We start from the raw sequence: 19,628 nt of genomic DNA on the forward strand, positions 1-19,628 counted from the left end.
ATTGTCTATGAATCAGGAAGAATTACAGGTGGCCGCTTTTGAAATTATCTTGCACAGTGGTTCAGCAAGGACAACGGTTCACGAAGCTTTCGCTGATATGCGAGAAGGACACTATGATGAAGCGGCTGAAAAGTTAGAAGCTGCCAATACAGAGCTATTGGAAGCACATCATGCACAAACAAACTTGCTGCAAGAATACGCAAGTGGAACAGAAATCAAAATTGAAATCATTATGGTGCATGCTCAGGATCATTTGATGACAACTATGACACTGCGTGAAGTGGCACTTGAAATGCTCAGCCTTTATCGGAAGGTTGAAAAGTAAAAGAAGAGGTGGGAGGAGTAGATATGACTGAAAAAGAGAAACAAGAACTAGAAGCAAGACGAAAAGAAACAGCAATTAAAAATATGTACTATACACGCTACTTTTCAGTTCGTTATGTAACAGCCTTTTTCTTCTTTGCCAATCTGTATTGGATGCTCATGTTGTATCTTTCTAATGCTGGCTTAGTTTTGCTGTTGCCTTTGTTGCTAACGATTCTTGCAGCGTTAGCAATGTGGGAACAAACACGAATGTACACCGTTCATCAAAAAGAAGCGACATTAACGCGGTTCTTTTACAATGTTTCTGCCTTAGCAAATGTTTTGCTACTGCTGCTTGTTTTTGCGGGACAGTATCATTTTCTCTTTCCATTTTTTTCGATTAGTACAACCACTGTAACCGTTTTAACTGTTGTACTTTCATTGGGGCTACTTTTAGCTATTCTCATGCTAAGAAAATTAAGTCGAATTCATCACCATACAGACAAGCAATATAAGCGCATTCAAGAATATATTGCAACTGTTCAACGTTAGTTTAGAAACCATATTTCAAACATCATAGGAGGATAAATTATGAATAAATTGTTTGAATTTCTAGAAAAGTACCTCATGGGACCAATGGGGAAAGTCTCTACTTGGCGTCCTGTTCGTGCTATTGTTGCTGCCGGGATGGCCAGCATTCCCTTTACAATCGTAGGGTCTGCCTTCTTGGTTCTTAGTGTTATACCGCAGGCCTTTAATCTTCAATTTATTGTTGATTTGTGGGCAAATTCATTTGATAAGATTCAAGCTCTCTACTTGCTAGCTTATAAGTGTACAATGGGGATTTTGTCTCTCTACTTTGCTGTTGTTATTGGATATGAATACACAAAAATTTATGTCGAAGAAGAGGGGCTCAATCTCAATCCACTAAATGGTGGTCTGTTAGCGGTATTTGCTTACTTTTTGACCATTCCTGAATTAACTTATTCAAAAGGAGTGATTTCAGCCGTTACAGGAAAAACAACAATTGGTGGCTGGACTGTTGGCGGAGATAGTTTGACACGTCTGTCTACATCAGGTATGTTTACTGCGATTCTGATGTCCATTCTCGCTGTACAACTATATCGCCTTTGTGTGAAGAAGAATTGGGTCATCAAGATGCCCGAAGCTGTTCCAGAAGGAGTTGCTCGTTCATTTACAGCTCTCATTCCAGGATTTGTCATTGCATTTGCAGTACTTGTCATTAACGGTATCTTTATCCTATTTGGTACGGATATTTATAAAGTTATTGCAATTCCGTTTGCCTTTGTTAGTCATATCACTAACACATGGCTAGGTATTGTTGTGATTTACTTATTGGTTCATGCTCTTTGGATTGTCGGTATTCATGGTGCGAATATCGTTATGGGACTGGTTAATCCAATTTTGCTTGCTAATATGGCACAAAACGTTGACGGCAAATTCATTGCCTATGCAGGTGAATTTACCAACTCTTATGTAACGATCGGTGGTTCTGGTGCGACTTTACTGCTTTGCTTCTACATCGCTTTCCGTGCAAAATCAGATCAGCTGCGCATGCTGGGCAAAGCTTCAATGGGGCCAGCTATTTTCAACATCAACGAACCCCTTATCTTTGGTCTACCAATTGTGTATAATCCAATGTTAACCATTCCGTTTATTTTGGCTCCAATCGTCTCTGCTTCCATTGGTTACTGGTCTGTTCAACTTGGACTAGCTGGTAAAGCGATTGCCCAAACACCATGGCCAACACCTATTGGTATTGGAGCTTACGTTGGTTCAGGTGGTAATATTGGTGCCTTTGTAGTTGCACTTATCTGTGCTCTGGCTGCCTTTGTAATTTGGTATCCATTTATTAAGATGTATGATACTAAGTTGTACAAAGAAGAAATGAATAGTGCTGAAGCGATTCAATAAATTTGTTTCCCCTTATAAAAGATTTGAGAAACTTTTTCGGAAGTTTCTCTTTTTTGCGAATAATTTCAGTAAAAGGAGAAAATAATCTATGTTAATAGCTTGTCAAGAAGATGGGAAACTACTAAATGCTGTGGAAGATATGATAAATCCGCTAGATAGATTTCTCTGTCCGGTTTGCAAGGAAGCGGTACGATTTAAGAATGGCAAGGTGATACGAGCACATTTTGCCCATATTTCCTTGAAAAACTGCCATTTTTCTACGGAAAATGAAAGTGCAGAACACTTAAATCTGAAAGCTACTTTGTTTACTTGGGCTAGAAAGTCTAGTCATGCGATTCAAGTGGAAGCTTATTTACCAGAATTGCAGCAAATCGCAGATTTGTTAGTTGAAAAACAAATTGCACTTGAAGTTCAATGCAGTTCGCTTAGTCAAAAACGCTTAAAAGAGCGTACGGACAGTTATCGTCAGTATGGCTATCGCGTTCTTTGGCTCTTGGGAAAGAAACTTTGGCTGAAAAATGCCTTGACCAATTTACAAAAGGATTTTCTCTATTTTAGTCAAAATATGGGCTTTCATCTGTGGGAATTGGACGAACAAAAACAGCTTTTGAGGCTTAAATACTTGATTCATGAAGATTTGCATGGCAAGGCGCAGTATAAGGAAAAAATTTTTACTTTTGGCAAAGGAAATCTTTTAGACATCTTTCTTCAGCCATTCTGCAAGCAGGAGATGACGAGTTTTCTGGCAAAAGAAGATAAAAATATTTGCCGTTATGTGCGTCAGCAGCTCTACTATCAGCAGCCCAAATGGATGAAATTGCAAGCAGAATTGTACCAAGCGGGTGATAATTTATTAACCAAAACAGCTAATGACTTTTATCCGCAGGTTCAACCTGTTCGTTCCAGCACTTTCTGCCAGATTTTTCAGGATCTCACGCCTTATTATCAGCAATTTTCAGCTTATTATGAAAAAGAAAAAAATAAAAATCTCCAAATTCTCTATCCCCCAGCTTTTTATGCAAAGATTTTTGGCAATATTTATGATAGAATAGGAAGGACGGAGGAAATTTTATGGCAAAACAAAGAAATGAAATTGAAGAAAAATACACTTGGGACCTAACAACGATTTTCCCAACAGATGAAGCTTTTGAGGCAGAGTTAAGTCAAGTTTCAAAAGAATTAAAAGAAGCCAGCAGCTTAGCAGGTCATCTTTTGGATTCGGCTGATAGCCTTTTAAAAACAACAGAAATCCAATTGGACTTAATGCGTCGCATAGAAAAGCTCTATTCCTATGCTCACATGAAAAATGACCAAGATACGTGCGTGGCAAAATATCAAGAATACCAAGCCAAGGGTATGGCTATTTATAGTGAATTCGGACAGGCATTTGCTTTCTATGAACCAGAATTTATGGCAATCACAGACGAGCAATATCAGACTTTCTTAGCTGAAAAGCCCGAATTGCAAATCTATCAGCATTTCTTTGATAAGCTACTGCAAAAGAAACCTCACATCCTTTCTCAACGTGAGGAAGAATTGTTGGCAGGAGCTAGTGAAATTTTTAGTGCTGCGGGTGATACTTTTGGAATCTTGGATAATGCCGATATTGTCTTTCCAACCGTACACGACGAAGAAGGAAATGAAGTGCAATTGACGCACGGAAATTACATCAGTCTAGTGGAGTCGAAAAATCGTACAGTCCGCAAGGAAGCTTATGAAGCGCTTTACAGCGTCTATGAGCAATACCAACACACTTATGCTAAGACACTCCAAACGAATGTTAAAGTTCATAATTACAATGCCAAAGTTCGTAATTTTTCTTCTGCGCGTGAAGCTGCTTTGTCTGCTAACTTTATTCCAGAAAGTGTTTATGATAGCTTAGTGTCTGCGGTCAACAAACATTTGCCACTCTTACATCGCTATATTGCGCTACGTGCAAAGATTTTAGGTCTTTCTGATTTGAAAATGTACGACCTCTACACACCATTATCAGAAGCAGATTATAAATTTACTTATAAGAAAGCCTTGACGAAAGCAGAAGAAGTCTTAGCTATCCTTGGAGAAGATTATCTAGGTCGAGTAAAAGAAGCCTTTTCAGATCGTTGGATTGATGTTTATGAAAACCAAGGCAAGCGTTCTGGGGCTTATTCTGGTGGTTCTTACGATACCAATGCTTTTATGTTACTCAACTGGCAAGATACGTTGGACAATCTTTTCACGTTGGTTCATGAAACAGGTCACAGCATGCATTCCAGCTACACTCGTGAAAATCAGCCGTACGTTTACGGAGATTATTCTATTTTCTTAGCTGAGATTGCTTCTACGACCAACGAAAATATCCTTACGGAGAAATTATTGGAAGAAGTAGATGACGATCAAACCCGCTTTGCGATTCTGAATCATTTCTTGGACGGTTTCCGTGGAACTGTTTTCCGCCAAACTCAATTTGCCGAGTTTGAACATGCCATTCACAAAGCTGACCAAGAAGGTCAAGTCTTGACGAGTGAATTTTTGAATGATTTGTACGCAGATTTGAATGAAAAATATTATGGTTTGACGAAAGAGGACAACCCACAAATTCAATACGAATGGGCACGGATTCCGCATTTCTACTATGATTACTATGTTTTCCAATACTCAACCGGTTTCTCAGCTGCTTCTGCCTTAGCTGATAAGATTGTTAACGGAACGCAAGAAGATAAAGAGAAGTATCTCAACTACTTGAAAGCAGGAAATTCTGATTATCCGCTAAATGTCATTAAAAAAGCTGGTGTAGATATGGAAAAAGAAGACTATCTCAATGCTGCCTTTGCAGTCTTTGAGCGTCGTCTTGATGAATTTGAAGCACTCGTAGAAAAGTTAGGACTGGCATAAAATGGTCAAATCCTATAGTAAAAATGCTAATCACAATATGCGTCGTCCCGTTGTCAAAAAAGAAATCGTCGATTTTATGCGGACACGGCAAAAACAAGTTTCGGGCTCTTTAAAAGAGCTCGAAACTTTTGCTCATGCAGAAAATATTCCCATTATTCCTCATGAAACAGTTGCCTATTTTCGTTTTCTATTAGAAACTTTACAGCCAGAAAAGATTTTGGAAATTGGAACAGCCATTGGCTTTTCAGCTCTTTTAATAGCAGAACATGCACCGCAGGCTCAAATTACAACGATTGATCGCAATCCAGAAATGATTGCTCTTGCTAAAGCGAACTTTGCTAAGTTTGATAAGCGCAAGCAAATTACATTGCTGGAAGGTGACGCAATGGATATTCTTCCTAGTTTGAAAGATTGCTATGACTTTGTCTTTATGGACTCTGCTAAGTCCAAATACGTTGTCTTTCTGCCGGAAGTTCTGAAGCGCCTTGCTTCAGGAGGGATTATCATCATAGATGATGTTTTTCAGGGTGGTGATATAGTGAAAGACATTAAGGAAGTGCGTCGAGGTCAACGAACGATTTATCGAGGGTTGCACCAATTATTTGATAAAACACTAGATCAACCTGACTTGACTGCAACTTTGTTGCCTCTTGGTGACGGCATTCTAATGATTAGAAAAGAATGAGATTCTTAATATTTTCCTAAACTTTCAAAGTTTTTAGGAAAATTTAAGATATTAAATCTATTTTATGGTACAATAAGAAAGTGAATTAAAAAAAGGAGTTTTCATAATGAAGAAAAAAATTCTAGCAGGAGCTATTACGCTTTTGTCAGTTGTAACATTAGCGGCGTGCTCGCAAGCTGGTGGTAAAGATATTATCACAATGAAAGGAAATACAATCACTGTCAATGATTTCTATAACAAAGTGAAAAATAATGCAGCCGCTCAACAAGTACTTCTCAATATGACCATTCAAGAAGTTTTTGAAAAGAGCTATGGTAAACATGTTACAGAAAAAGAAGTCAATGAAACGTTCAATAAGAGTAAGAGCACTTACGGAACTGCTTTCCAACAAGTATTGGCAAGAGCAGGATTGACGGAAGATACTTATCGTGAACAAATCAGAACCAATAAATTGGTCGAATATGCTGTCAAAAAAGCAGCTGAAAAAGAATTGACAGATGCAAATTATAAAAAAGCATACGAATCTTATACACCAGAAGTGACTGCTCAAATCATCAAAGTTGACAGTCAAGACAAGGCAAAGGAAGTGCTGGAGAAAGCCAAAGCTGAAGGTGCTGATTTCGGACAAATTGCTAAGGAAAATTCTACGGATACCAAGACCAAAGATAAGGGTGGGGAAGTGAAGTTTGACTCAGCTTCGACAGATATCCCAGATGCTGTTAAAAAAGCGGCTTTTGCCCTTGAAGCAAACGGTATTTCGGATGTTATCACCGTTAAATCATCAACTTATTCTTCAAGTTATTATATTGTGAAACTAAATAGTAAGTCTGAAAAATCAGCGAATTGGAAAGACTACAAGAAACAACTGAAAAATGTTATCTTGACACAAAAGCAAAATGATCAAACCTTTATCCAAAAAATTGTTGCCAAAGAATTACAAGCAGCCAATATTAAAGTGAAAGATCAAGCTTTCCAAAGTCTATTCTCACAATATGTTAAGTCAGATAACAAATCAACATCTAACTCGTCATCTTCATCAAAATAAGTTGACGAAATGCTCATAAGCGAGTATAATAAATCTATTGAGAATTGATTTTTGATCTCTTAGCCCAGAGAATTGGCGGTGCTGCAAGCCATGTGAGAGCTAAAATCATGCTACTCAGAGAAAAAATTGCATACATAATGAGAATGACAAGTTCATTGAATGAAGGTGGTACCGCGGTTTTTCGCCCTTCGTCTAGTGGACTTGTCTTTTTGCGAGGAATCGTCATGAAGACCTATCTTGTAAAACAAAAATTTCGCTTTGGTGGTGAGAAGTTTGACATCAAAGACGATCGTGGAAACATTGAGTATCAAGTGGAGGGGAGCTTTTTAAAAATTCCCAAAACCTTTACGATTTATGATGACAAGGGTGAAGTAGTCAGCCAAATTCAAAAGACTGTGCTAACCTTCTTACCTCAATTTGAAATTCAATTGCGCAATGGTTCGAGTTTTTATATCCGTAAAAAGCTTACTTTTTTACGAGATAAATATGAATTTGATAACTTAGGTCTGCGCATCGAAGGGAATATCTGGGATTTGGAATTTCGTCTGCTGGATGCGCAGGGGCAAGTGATTGCAGAGATTTCAAAAGAGCTCTTGCACCTGATGTCCACTTATCAAGTTGTGGTTTATGAAGATGCCTACGCGGATTTAGTGATTTCATTGTGTGTGGCTATTGACTATGTAGAAGCTTTTGAAAGTAGTTCTTAAAACTCACATGGGCAATAGAAAAATCAGTTAGAGAAATGTTTTAAGGAGAAGAAAATGAAACAATTATCAAGTGCTCAAGTACGCCAAATGTGGCTAGATTTTTGGGCTTCAAAAGGTCATGCTGTCGAACCGTCTGTTAGTCTAGTACCAGTCAATGACCCGACCTTGCTGTGGATTAATTCTGGGGTTGCAACGTTAAAGAAGTATTTTGATGGGACTATTATTCCAGAAAATCCACGGATTACCAATGCGCAGAAAGCGATTCGGACGAACGATATTGAAAATGTCGGAAAAACAGCGCGGCACCATACCATGTTTGAAATGTTAGGAAATTTTTCTATTGGTGATTATTTCCGTGATGAAGCAATTGAGTGGGCCTTTGAACTTTTAACTAGCCCTGAATGGTTTGATTTCCCGAAAGATAAGCTCTATATGACTTATTATCCGGACGATCATGATTCTTACAATTGTTGGATTTCAGTTGGTGTCGATCCAAGTCATTTGATTCCAATTGAGGACAATTTCTGGGAAATTGGTGCAGGACCTTCTGGGCCCGATACAGAAATCTTCTTTGACCGCGGGGAAGCATTTGATCCTGAACATCAAGGACTTCGTTTACTTGCAGAAGATATTGAAAATGATCGTTACATTGAAATTTGGAATATTGTTTTGTCTCAATTCAATGCTGATCCAGCTGTTCCACGAAGTGAATACAAGGAGTTGCCTCACAAAAATATTGATACGGGTGCAGGCTTAGAGCGTTTAGTGGCTGTCATCCAAGGGGCAAAAACAAATTTTGAAACAGACCTCTTTATGCCAATTATCCGCGAAGTAGAAAAATTATCCGGTAAGAATTATAATCCAGACGGAGATAATATGAGCTTCAAGGTCATTGCAGACCATATCCGTTCGTTGTCGTTTGCTATTGGGGATGGTGCTCTTCCAGGAAATGAAGGACGGGGCTATGTTCTGCGTCGTTTGCTCCGTCGTGCTTCGATGCATGGTCAAAAATTAGGGATCAATGAGCCTTTCCTTTATAAACTCGTTCCAACTGTTGGAAAGATTATGGAAAGCTATTATCCAGAAGTGCTTGAAAAGCAAGATTTTATCGAAAAAATCATCAAAAGTGAAGAAGAATCCTTTGCTCGCACGCTTCATTCAGGTCAACACTTTGCACAAAGCATTGTAGAAGAGTTAAAGGCAAAAGGACAGTCTGTTATTTCAGGAACGGATGTCTTTAAACTGTACGACACCTATGGTTTCCCAGTAGAATTGACCGAAGAAATTGCTGAAGAAGCTGGTATGACAGTAGACCGCGAAGGCTTTGAAGTTGCTATGAAAGAGCAGCAAGAACGCGCACGGGCTAGTGTTGTTAAAGGTGGCTCTATGGGCATGCAAAATGAAACCTTGCAAAACATTACAGCTGAAAGCCACTTTAACTATGAAAAAGAGGCTTTATCTGCGAAGTTGGTTGCGATTGTGGCAGCTGACGAAGAAGTTGAAGAAGTTTCAACTGGGAAGGCTTACCTTGTTTTTTCAGAGACACCATTTTATGCTGAAATGGGGGGACAAGTGGCAGACCATGGACACATTTTTGACTCTGAAGGTCAACTCATTGCCCAAGTTGTAGATGTTCAAAAAGCCCCAAATGGACAACCGCTCCATACGGTAGAAGTGGTAGCACCACTCACGCTAAACCAAGAATATAAGCTTGAAATTGACCACAATCGTCGTCACCGTGTTATGAAAAATCACACAGCGACACACTTACTTCATGCGGCTCTTCACAATGTTTTAGGTAAACACGCAACGCAAGCAGGCTCTCTTAATGAAGTAGAATTTCTTCGCTTTGACTTCACTCATTTCCAAGCAGTTACAGCAGAAGAACTACGTCGCATTGAGCAAGAAGTCAATGAAAAAATCTGGGAAGCCATTGACATCAAAACGATTGAAACAGACATTGATACGGCTAAAGAAATGGGAGCAATGGCTCTCTTCGGTGAAAAATATGGCAAAGAAGTTCGTGTGGTGACAATTGGAGATTATTCTATTGAGCTGTGTGGTGGTACTCACATGAAGAATACTTCTGAAATTGGTCTTTTCAAGATTGTCAAGGAAGAAGGAATTGGCTCAGGAACTCGTCGTATCCTCGCCGTGACGAGCAAAGAAGCGTTTGAAGCTTACCGTGAAGAAGAAGATGCTTTGAAAGATATCGCAACAACTTTGAAAGTTCCGCAAATGAAAGAAGTTTCGCGTAAAGTTGAGGCTTTGCAAGAACAACTTCGTCAATTGCAAAAAGAAAATGCTGAACTGAAAGAAAAAGCAGCAGCCGCTGCTTCAGGTGAAGTCTTCAAGAATGTTCAGGAAGCTAATGGACACAGCTTTATTGCCAGCCAAGTTTCTGTGTCTGATGCAGGTGCTCTACGCACTTTTGCAGACACTTGGAAACAAAAAGACTATTCAGATGTTCTTGTCCTTGTGGCAGCTATTGGTGAAAAAGTGAATGTCCTTGTGGCTAGCAAGACAAAAGATATTCACGCTGGCAATTTAATCAAGGAACTTGCTCCAATCGTAAATGGTCGTGGTGGTGGTAAACCAGATATGGCTATGGCTGGAGGAAGCAACCAAGCAGCTATTCAAGAATTACTTGCAGCTGTTCCTGAAAAATTGTAATGTCATATTACTTTAAGCGAGATAGATCTGTGCTTGGCTCTACAAGGATTTCAAAAAATGAATTCTAAGAGAGTTGCATAAAAATCATACAAAAAACGAACAGTTTCGATATTCTGTTAGTCAGAACATCGGAATTATTCGTTTTTTTATTTGTACGATTAGGTTGTGGTGTTTTATAAAGATTTTTTGACTGAAAAAGATAGTTATTCCAATTTCCTTACGATTCACTTATATTTTTGATAGTTACAATTTTATAAAAATATGGTAAAATGGTTTTGAAGATAAAGCGCTTTCATACAGCTAATCGTGTTGCGATAAAAAGACAGATATTGCTAGTTAGCGTATGATTTTTTGTAAAAATTCACAAATTTATGACAAAGGAGATGATGTCGTTTAGTAGTACAGTTTAAGGTAGAGGAAACATGTTTTTTAAAGAGAGAAAGGAGATTCTTATGGGACTCATTAAAGCAGGAATTGGTGCCGTAGGCGGCGTATTGGCTGATCAATGGAAAGAATTCTTTTACTGTGATGCCATGGACAAGTCTGTCATGGTGGTCAAAGGACAAAAGCAAGTATCTGGACGTTCATCTAATACGAAGGGCAGCGACAACATTATTTCGAATGGTTCTGGAATTGCTGTTGCAGACGGTCAGTGTATGATGATTGTCGAGCAGGGAAAAATTGTTGAAGTCTGTGCCGAGCCTGGTCAATTCACTTATGACACGTCTAGCGAGCCTAGTATTTTTACAGGTAATTTAGGCAATTCCATTAAGGAAACTTTTAAACAAATTGGAAAACGTTTCACTTATGGTGGTGATACAGGCAAAGATCAACGTGTTTACTATTTCAATACAAAAGAGCTGATTGATAATAAGTTTGGCACACCAAACCCAATTCCATTTCGTGTGGTGGATTCAAAAATCGGCTTAGATGTAGATGTTTCTGTCCGTTGCTCTGGTGTTTATTCTTATAAGATTGCAGACCCACTTCTTTTCTATACCAATGTCTGTGGCAATGTGGAAAAAGAATATTTGCGTGAAGAGTTAGAATCACAACTGAAAACAGAATTTATCAGTGCTCTTCAACCAGCATTCGCTGCATTGTCTGATTTAGAATTGCGACCAAATCAAATCGTTAGCCACAATACAGAACTTGAAAATGCCATGAATGAAGCGCTCTCTAGCAAATGGGGAGAACTGCGTGGCTTGAAAGTCATTAGTGTAGCTCTTGGTTCAGTAACTCTTCCAGACGAAGATGCTGAAATGATTAAGCAGGCTCAACGTGTGGCTATTATGAAGGATCCAACCATGGCAGCGGCTACCTTAGTTGGTGCGCAGGCAGATGCTATGAAAGCAGCGGCTGAAAATCCAGGTGGTGCGATGACTGGCTTTATGGGAGTAGGAATGGCAGCGGGCGCAGGCGGTATGAATGCTCAAAATCTTTTTGCGATGGGACAAGAGCAGGCCGCTAGTCAGCAAACGCAAACAGCGAGTGCAGCCTCTCAAACCCAAACTACTACGGATAAATGGACTTGTCCAAATGGACATGAAGCTTCAGGTAAATTCTGTCCTGAATGCGGTTCACCAAAACCTGTGAGTGACAGCTGGACTTGTACTTGTGGGACTATCAATAATGGTAAATTCTGTTCAAACTGTGGTCAACCGAAACCAGAAACCCGCCGTCAATACCGTTGCAGCAATTGTGGCTGGCAACCAGAAGATGCTTATAATCCACCTAAATTCTGCCCTGAATGTGGCAATATCTTTGATGAAAATGACCTTGTTTAAAACTTTTCTAACTATCTCATAGTTCGATGACAGTAGAAAGGAGATCATCATGGCTGATTTACAAGAATATAAATGTCCAAATTGTGGTGGTGCTCTTGAATTTAATAGTTCAATTCAGAAAATGAAGTGTCCTTATTGTGATTCCGAATTGGATATGTCAAGTTTGAAGGAATTGGATGAACAATTAAAAACCCAGACCGATGAAAATATGACTTGGAGTACGCAAGCTGGTGGTGAATGGGATACAGGCGAGATTGATCAACTGTCAGTTTATGTCTGTAAATCTTGTGGTGGTGAAATTGTTGCTGACGAGTCAACAGCAGCCACTTCCTGTCCATTCTGCGATAATCCTGTCGTTATGATGGGACGTTTTGCTGGTGATTTAAAGCCAGATTATGTGATTCCATTCAAATTAGATAAAAAGGCAGCAAAGGCGAGTCTGAATAAGCATCTCATGGGGAAACGTCTCTTGCCAAAAGTTTTTAAAGACCAAAATCATATTGATGAAGTAAAGGGGGTTTATGTTCCATTCTGGCTTTTTGACACAGAAGCAGATGCGGATGTTCATTATAAAGCAAGCAGGATTAGAACATGGAGTGATAGTGAGTATGACTATACCGAAACAAGCTATTTTTCAGTTATTCGTTCCGGTCAGTTAGCGTTTGAACATATCCCAGTAGACGGTTCAAGTAAATTGGATGATCAATTAATGGAATCCATTGAACCCTTTGATTTTTCAGAAGCTGTTGATTTTCAGACAGCTTACCTAGCAGGATACCTAGCAGATAAATATGATGTCGGAGCCGAGGAGAGCATTACTCATGCTAACAACCGTGTCAAGCAAAGCACGGAGGAAGCCTTTGAAGACACAGTTACGGGGTTTTCTACTGTTACCCCAGAATCTTCGAATATTCGCTTGATAAATGGTTCAACTAAGTATGTTCTCTATCCAGTTTGGCTCTTAAATACGACTTGGAAGGGCAAAAAGTTTGTCTTTGCGATGAATGGTCAGACTGGTAAATTCGTCGGAGATTTGCCCTTAGACAAGCAAGCTTATAGACGTTGGCTAATTGGACTGGGCGTGGCGGCAAGTTTAGTTAGTTATGCGGCTGTATGGATGATTCACTTACTGTAAGAAGGGAGGATAAGATTATGTTGAAGAAATTCATAATTTTACTGACAACTCTTCTTCTCTCCTTTCTCATGATTGGGACTGTCTGTGCAGAAGAAACCAACTATATTCGTGATGAAGTCTCAGCCTTTTCAAGCAAGGAAATAACAGAGATTAACAAAGCGGCTAAAGCTATTGAAGAACAATATCATTTTAAAGTTTACTTTTTGGCAGCAAAATCAGTAGGTGAAGGTGGTATTTTGGCCTATGCTGAAAAGGTTTATCAAGAATCTGCAGGCACAGCTGAAGGTATTCTCCTTGCTGTTGATAAAGAAAAAAATGAATGGATCCTATATTATGCTGGAAACGCTAAAGAAAAGCTAGGCGCAAAGAGTGATGACATACTTTGGCAAGCTTTTGATAGTGGGAAAAACAACTATAGTGGTGTTCGATATTATCTCAATAAGGTAGTCAAATTGCTAGATACATCAGCTAATAAATTACTTGTAGATGATGCTGATTTGCTGAAGCCAAAGCAAGAAAAGGCCCTGTTAGCAAAGCTCAAAGACATTAGTCAGCGCCAAAAATGCGATGTCGTTGTTGTGACCGTCAAGAGTCTGGAAGGAAAGAGCGCCCAAGACTTCGCAGATGACTACTTCGACTACAATGGCTACGGTCAAGGAAAAAACCACGATGGGGTGCTTTTCTTAATCAGTATGGCAGAACGGAAGTGGCATATTTCAACGACGGGCTACGGCATCACTGCTTTTACCGATGCTGGCTTAGACTACCTATCAAAGCAGTTCTTACCTGATTTAAAAGATGGTGACTACAATGCTGCTTTTACAACCTACGCTGAGCAGTGTGATGATTTCCTCACTCAAGCACGAAAAGGACAGCCTTATGATGTAAAAAATCTCCCTAAGGAGCCCTTAAGTTGGTACTGGATTCCAGGAGCATTGGCTATCGGCTTTGGTCTCGCCTTTCTCATCGTAACAGGAATGAAAGGTCAGCTCAAATCTGTTTATTATAAAACCGGAGCCGCTGATTACATCAAGAAAAATAGTCTCCAGATTACCAATGCTCAAGAATTCTTCCTCTACTCAAATGTAGATAAGAAAGCAAAACCGGAGCCTAGCAGCTCCAGTGATTCTGGGGGTAGTAGTACACATACATCTTCCTCAGACAGAAGTCACGGGGGTAGTGGCGGAAGTTTTTAGATGGATAATAGTGGAAGTTTAAAAAGGTCAGGATAGTTATGCTGGCCTTTTTATTACACTTTATTTTACAACGGGGCGAATTTTAAAATTTTCAAACGATGTTGTCCACAATAATTTTATTTCTAGGGGAATTCAACGAGGAATGGTAAAAACTATCAATTTGCTTTACATCATTTTCCAAGTCAGAAAGAATATCTTCATTTGACAGTTGACTTTTATACAAAAAAGTAGCAAACATCTTTCCTTTTATATTCGTATTGAAGTCTGCAATGATTTTTGCATAGAAATAGCGTTTGCCTGCCAAACCTAAGACAATCAGCATATTTCCAAGAATTCCCAACATCAAGATTTGCCAGAGAATTTTTAGATTTTTCGTTTGAAAATTATCAATAATCATCCGAACGAGCGTTGGGTTTAAAACTGAATCAATCCATGTCGGCACGATAAACAGAAAGTAAATCGCTAGTAGTTTTTTTGAAATAAATCGTTTCAGCATATTTGATAAGTCCTATCTAAAATACGAATATTTAAAAACTCTCAAAAAGCTGTTTGAGAGTTTTAAGCGCGCCGTAGCAGTTTTTTAATCAAACTGAGAATTTTAAATTTTAATGGCTGTGGATAATAGCGGAAAGTGCCCATTTTACGAACAATGTAACCATTGAAGTTTTGTTTGAAACGGAGAACGCCGTCAGACCCGTCGAAAATTCCAGTAATACCAAGAAAATTATAAAAAGGAATACCTCGCTTGATAGCTTCTTTCATGACGTATTCTTGGAGAAGCGCTGGAGCATAAAATTTGTTAAATTCAGGATAGGAACCACTAAAGAGGTAAGTTGCCTCTTGTGGTGTGTACAGGAAAAGGCTGCCTGCAAGAACTTGGTCTTCTGTTCCATATTTATCTATCAATTCTTGCGCTTCGGCTTTGCGTGTTTCAAAACTTTCAAATTGGCTAGAGAATTCACGCAGTTGATTGTGTTTTTTCTCTGACTGAGGATTTTTTTCTAAATCCGCTTTTAATTTTTGAATTTTTTGTTTTAGTTTTTCTTGATCATGTTGCAGATGTTGCAAATAATCTTGAAAATTAAGCGTTGCAATCATGAAGTCCGCTTGATTGCCAAAAGCATCATAGAAATCTTGATAATAATCTAATGATTTATCGCTATATTCACGACGTTCGGAGGTGGCAGAAGTGATTTCCTTGAAAATATTTAATTCGTCTCTCTTCAATTTTTTTAGTTGAATGCCGAAAGTATTCGCTTTTTTGACGGTTGATTTGCCATTTTTGCTGAAGGATTTGATGAGGTCTTTTTCGGTAAGACCTGCCAGATCTTTGACATAGTGCCAATCAGGTTCGCCACCTGGATAACCTGTCTGCAAGCCATCAAATTCATAACCTAAGTCTGTCAAATCTTTTATCAATTCTGTTTTTTCGAGCGAAGTAGGCTGTCCATTGCTGTCAAATGTTTGATAAGTTTCATAAGGTTTGACAACTAGCTCTAAAGCACCATTTTCTTTGGCATAGGTCTTGAGTTCACGGTAAAAGTGTTGCAGGTCGTGAGGATTTGTTGAAACAGGACCGCAATTGATTTCCATGTGAAGTCCGCCTGTCATGGGCATACTGTAGAGCACAGCTGAAACAGTCACTTCATCAAGTTCATTTGTGTGACCGACATATTGGCAAGTAAAACCGCGTTTCGCTAAGAGCTTTTCCATTTCTACTGTTTGCATAAAAGAACGTTGAGCGCAAGACGCGCTATGGTTTACAAATTCTTCCTGACTAAGTTGTCTGAATGTCATACGATTCCTTTCTTAGTGTTTGCTGCGGAATTTCTTTCTCAAAGTATAAGCAAGGTTAGAGAGATGATAGAGTGGATTGGTTGGCAAGTTAAACTCTCCGACAAACTCTTCAATAGTTGGATTGAACTTGGACTTAAAGTGATAAAGTCCGCCGTCTAAATCATTTTCAACACCGCCCATGTTTTGCCAGTCCGCTCCACGGTCGAAGGCGTGCTTTGCTGTTTCATACCAAGTGAGGAGAGCTGGCTGGTAGCGGCGGTACTCTTCATCCATTCCAGCATAGATATTTTCAGAGGTAGCTCCATATTCTAGAACCAATGTTCCAGAGAGAGGAACATTGGTTGTTCCCTGTGCTATTTTTTCTGACAAGAAATTCATTTCTTCTTGCAGTCGTTTTTGTTCTTGCTTGTTATTTTCAATTTTACCGGGCTTAGTTTTTTCAGTGAACTTGCTGGCTTCTTTTTCAGCCTTAACTTTTTGAGCTTGGAGACTTTCCAGACGCTCGTTTAAGTCAATGCTTGCAAGTGTGATATAGGAATGCTCAGGATAAGTATCCAGCAGTTTTTGATAGTAATCCTGCCCGCGTAGATGAATGCTTTTCCGATTCTCTGTTTTTTTCATTAAAGCAGAGAAATCATCCAAAAGCTCTTTGCCACCAAATTGGACTTGAATACCTTTGTTGCGTGCGGTGCGAATGGCTTGACGTGTGCTCTTCGATAAAAGTTCTTCGCTGAAATTGTCCTTATAAATATTTGCTTGAAAACGTGGTTGAATCGTTTCATCAAGTGATTCTGTCCGTCCCACCCAAATCGCTCCAGCTTTCTGGAGATTTTGAATCACGTCAAGTGTTTCTTGCTGTTCTTTTCTGTCTTCTCCAATTTGAGCCTGCACGAGGAAAAGACTCGGATCAAACTTGATAAAAAGAGCTTTTTTAGTTTTAGCAAATTGTTTCAAGGAATTCAGGACAAATTGCAGTAATTCCTGATCATGATAATCCATAATAGGACCGCGAGGAATATAAAGCATAGTCATACCGAGCGGTAGAGGCTTGATGAGAATGCTAGCAGAAGCCACTAATTGGTCATTTTTGTAAAAGCCAATTCGTTCATTGTCCCAATTATCTTTGACCTTTGCCCAAGAAGCGCTTTGAAGCAAGTTGGTTTGAGAACTTGCCTTAACAAAATCATCGTGTTCTTGAGCAGAAATTCCGATTTTATAAGTGTACATTAGTTTAAAACCCACTCTCTAATAGCGTATGCAACGCCGGATTCATCGTTTGATTTGGTAATGTATTTGGCGATTTTTTTCAGTTCATCGGTTCCATTTTCCATTACAACAGGATTTCCCACGACTTCTAGCATAGAACGATCATTTTCTTCGTCACCAATCGCCATAGTTTCTTCTTTTGTCAATCCTAATTTTTCTGCCAGATGCACGACTGCAGCTCCTTTGTTGACATTTTTTTTGACAATTTCTAAGTAAAAAGGTGCAGATTTCACGAGTGTGTACTTGTCGTACAATTCTTTTGGAAGTTTGGCGATTGCTTGATCCAAAATTTCTGGTTCGTCAATATACATGATTTTGACAATTTCTTTATCTACCATTTCTTCTGGAGTGCGGTAGTAGACTGGCATATTGACCAGCCCAGCTTCATAAACGGTGTATTTTCCAATGTTACGGTTAGCAGTATAAATACCGTCTTTAGTGATAGCGTGCATGTGAACCCCTAGCTTGCGACTGAGGCATTCGATATCCAGATAATCTTCATAGGACAAAGGTTCTTTGATGTATTCTTCCCCAGTGACTGTATCTTGAACCAGCCCGCCATTGAAGGTAATGACATAATTACCTGGCTCATTTAGATGTAATTCTTCGAGCAAATTTCTCACTCCTGGAATGGGACGTCCGGTTGCAATGACAATCTTTACTCCAGCAGCTTTGGCATCTTGTACAGCAGAAAAAACTTCTGATGTGACTTCTCTTTTGTTGTTTAATAAAGTTCCGTCAATGTCAACGGCAATTAGTTTAATGTTCATGTTCGTGTGATTCTCCATAAATAAATTGATCGTTTTTGATATACGACAAGAAAGTCTTACTATTTTCACTAAAAAGTCCAGCTTCTTTTAGCATTTCTTTTGGAAAATAGAAACGGTTGTCGCCATGCCTTGTACCTGCTAATGTTTCGACGATAGGGGATAAAGTGGATAACTCAGCGAGGCTACCATCCTTTTGGATAATTTCAATCTGAGTGCGTGGTTTTTCGACATCTGGACGATAAAAATCATAAGGCAGATCAAAATTGCGGTGAATAGCGGTATAGTAGTCAGGATCAAAACCGACTTCTGCAACCAAATCCCGCATAACATTCAGATATTTCTCATTTTCTTTTGAAAAAATAATGGATTTAAAGACTTTGCGGTTGATGAAACGCTGTGCCAAGTCAGATAAAATCGTATCAGGGCTTGTCATCCAGACCTGGAAATAAGTATTCATCACGCCGTCATCCAAAGCAAGATAATCTTTTAAAGTCACTCTTTTTTCAAAGAAAGGAATAAGGTTGGGAGAAGAGAGCGCAAAATAGTCTTTCTGTTTTGCGTAGAGAAATTTCGCTCGCTTGAGCAAGTTTTGCAAGAGCACTTCCATTGCCCGACTAGCAGGGTGAAAATAAACCTGCATATACATCTGGTAGCGACTGACGACATAGTCTTCCACGGCATGCATACCATTGCGTTTGAAAGCGATACCATTTTCAACAGGACAAATAACGCGCAAAATCCGTGTTAAATCAAATTGCCCATAAGAAGCGCCTGTGTAGTAGGAATCTCGCAAGAGATAGTCCATGCGATCGACATCAATCTGACTGGAAATGAGCTGCACCACCTGTTTGTTTGGATAGGTGTGATTGATAATGCTGGCTACTTTTTCCGGAAAATCAGGCGAAACTTGAATGAGAACTTGGTTAATCTCTGTTTCAGGGTTTGTGATAATCTGGCGTGTAATTTCCTCGTGGTCAGTATCAAAGAGACGCTCGAAAGTATGTGAATAAGCACCGTGACCTACATCGTGCAAGAGCGCTGTTGCCATGACAAGTAAGCTTTCATGACGATCCCAAACCTCTGGATATTTTTCGTCAAATATCTTTGTGATTCGTCTTGAAATTTCATATGCTCCGAGGCAATGCGAAAAACGGCTGTGCTCGCCTCCGTGAAAAGTATAGCCGGAAGTTCCTAACTGTTTAATGCGGCGCAGTCGTTGAAATTCTTTGGTGTTTATTAAATCATAGATGACTTGGTGATCCACATGAATGTAATTGTGGACGGGATCACGAAATACTTTTTCAATCATGGCTCTATTATACCACATCTCGTCTAGCAGTCCAAATAACAAAGTAGTCTATAAACTCTTAAAATAGCGATTCAAACTTGCTGTTTTAATTCAAAAATTCTCCCATTCAGAGCTATGGTAAAATAAAAGTATAAGAAAAAATGGGA

Annotated in this window: 17 protein-coding genes; 12 read left to right on the plus strand and 5 right to left on the minus strand. The window is 39.2% G+C overall.

Going from position 1 to position 19,628, the window contains the following annotated elements; translation table 11 throughout:
- The first annotated feature begins 7 nt into the window (after nt 1–7).
- The 12 genes from HMPREF2984_RS08810 to HMPREF2984_RS08870 all read left to right on the plus strand — a co-directional run bounded on the left by HMPREF2984_RS08810 (nt 8) and on the right by HMPREF2984_RS08870 (nt 14,340).
- On the plus strand, nt 8–325 hold the full coding sequence (locus HMPREF2984_RS08810; protein WP_003040460.1) for a PTS cellobiose transporter subunit IIA: 318 nt from the start codon (nt 8–10) through the stop codon (nt 323–325).
- 23 nt (nt 326–348) lie between these two features.
- Nucleotides 349–855, plus strand: a complete 507-nt coding sequence (locus tag HMPREF2984_RS08815) for a hypothetical protein (protein ID WP_070671153.1) — start codon at nt 349–351, stop codon at nt 853–855.
- A 39-nt stretch (nt 856–894) separates the two neighbouring features.
- Complete coding sequence (gene celB / locus HMPREF2984_RS08820; protein WP_070671155.1) at nt 895–2,238, plus strand: PTS cellobiose transporter subunit IIC; 1,344 nt, start codon at nt 895–897, stop codon at nt 2,236–2,238.
- Nucleotides 2,239–2,326: 88 nt separating this feature from the next.
- A complete protein-coding gene (locus HMPREF2984_RS08825; protein ID WP_070671158.1) occupies nt 2,327–3,358 on the plus strand; it encodes a competence protein CoiA in 1,032 nt (343 codons plus the stop codon).
- On the plus strand, nt 3,310–5,112 hold the full coding sequence (gene pepF, locus HMPREF2984_RS08830; protein ID WP_070671160.1) for an oligoendopeptidase F: 1,803 nt from the start codon (nt 3,310–3,312) through the stop codon (nt 5,110–5,112). The genes HMPREF2984_RS08825 and pepF overlap by 49 nt, the downstream gene beginning before the upstream one ends.
- A 1-nt stretch (nt 5,113) precedes the next feature.
- On the plus strand, nt 5,114–5,797 hold the full coding sequence (locus HMPREF2984_RS08835) for an O-methyltransferase (protein ID WP_070671162.1): 684 nt from the start codon (nt 5,114–5,116) through the stop codon (nt 5,795–5,797).
- Nucleotides 5,798–5,903: 106 nt separating this feature from the next.
- Nucleotides 5,904–6,842 carry a peptidylprolyl isomerase PrsA gene (gene prsA, locus HMPREF2984_RS08840; RefSeq protein ID WP_070671163.1) on the plus strand — a complete coding sequence of 313 codons (939 nt, stop codon included), beginning with the start codon at nt 5,904–5,906 and terminating at the stop codon, nt 6,840–6,842.
- A gap of 137 nt (nt 6,843–6,979) precedes the next feature.
- Entirely contained in the window at nt 6,980–7,549 is a 570-nt protein-coding gene (locus HMPREF2984_RS08850) for an LURP-one-related/scramblase family protein (RefSeq protein ID WP_180363947.1), read from the plus strand.
- A 54-nt stretch (nt 7,550–7,603) separates the two neighbouring features.
- Complete coding sequence (gene alaS, locus HMPREF2984_RS08855; RefSeq protein WP_070671168.1) at nt 7,604–10,222, plus strand: alanine--tRNA ligase; 2,619 nt, start codon at nt 7,604–7,606, stop codon at nt 10,220–10,222.
- A gap of 452 nt (nt 10,223–10,674) precedes the next feature.
- Nucleotides 10,675–12,009, plus strand: a complete 1,335-nt coding sequence (locus tag HMPREF2984_RS08860; protein ID WP_070671170.1) for an SPFH domain-containing protein — start codon at nt 10,675–10,677, stop codon at nt 12,007–12,009.
- Nucleotides 12,010–12,058: 49 nt separating this feature from the next.
- Nucleotides 12,059–13,144, plus strand: coding sequence for a TFIIB-type zinc ribbon-containing protein (locus HMPREF2984_RS08865; RefSeq protein WP_059220544.1), 1,086 nt, complete (start codon nt 12,059–12,061; stop codon nt 13,142–13,144).
- A 17-nt stretch (nt 13,145–13,161) separates the two neighbouring features.
- Nucleotides 13,162–14,340 (plus strand): TPM domain-containing protein, encoded by a 1,179-nt coding sequence (locus HMPREF2984_RS08870; protein WP_049533604.1) that lies wholly within the window; start codon nt 13,162–13,164, stop codon nt 14,338–14,340.
- A gap of 91 nt (nt 14,341–14,431) precedes the next feature.
- Here HMPREF2984_RS08870 and HMPREF2984_RS08875 read toward each other — a convergent pair whose 3' ends face one another.
- The 5 genes from HMPREF2984_RS08875 to HMPREF2984_RS08895 all read right to left on the minus strand — a co-directional run bounded on the left by HMPREF2984_RS08875 (nt 14,432) and on the right by HMPREF2984_RS08895 (nt 19,482).
- A complete protein-coding gene (locus HMPREF2984_RS08875; RefSeq protein WP_049533603.1) occupies nt 14,432–14,836 on the minus strand; it encodes an ABC transporter ATP-binding protein in 405 nt (134 codons plus the stop codon).
- Nucleotides 14,837–14,898: 62 nt separating this feature from the next.
- On the minus strand, nt 14,899–16,137 hold the full coding sequence (locus HMPREF2984_RS08880; protein WP_049533602.1) for an aminoacyltransferase: 1,239 nt from the start codon (nt 16,135–16,137) through the stop codon (nt 14,899–14,901).
- A 12-nt stretch (nt 16,138–16,149) separates the two neighbouring features.
- Nucleotides 16,150–17,364 carry an aminoacyltransferase gene (locus HMPREF2984_RS08885; RefSeq protein WP_059220546.1) on the minus strand — a complete coding sequence of 405 codons (1,215 nt, stop codon included), beginning with the start codon at nt 17,362–17,364 and terminating at the stop codon, nt 16,150–16,152.
- The gene (gene yidA / locus HMPREF2984_RS08890; RefSeq protein WP_059220547.1) at nt 17,364–18,173 is read right to left on the minus strand and encodes a sugar-phosphatase; all 810 of its coding nucleotides are present in this window, start codon (nt 18,171–18,173) and stop codon (nt 17,364–17,366) included. The genes HMPREF2984_RS08885 and yidA overlap by 1 nt, the downstream gene beginning before the upstream one ends.
- A complete protein-coding gene (locus HMPREF2984_RS08895) occupies nt 18,163–19,482 on the minus strand; it encodes an HD domain-containing protein (protein WP_059220549.1) in 1,320 nt (439 codons plus the stop codon). The genes yidA and HMPREF2984_RS08895 overlap by 11 nt, the downstream gene beginning before the upstream one ends.
- Nucleotides 19,483–19,628 lie beyond the last annotated feature (146 nt).

Source organism: Streptococcus sp. HMSC066E07, from assembly GCF_001814695.1.
GTDB classification, from domain to species: domain Bacteria; phylum Bacillota; class Bacilli; order Lactobacillales; family Streptococcaceae; genus Streptococcus; species Streptococcus hominis.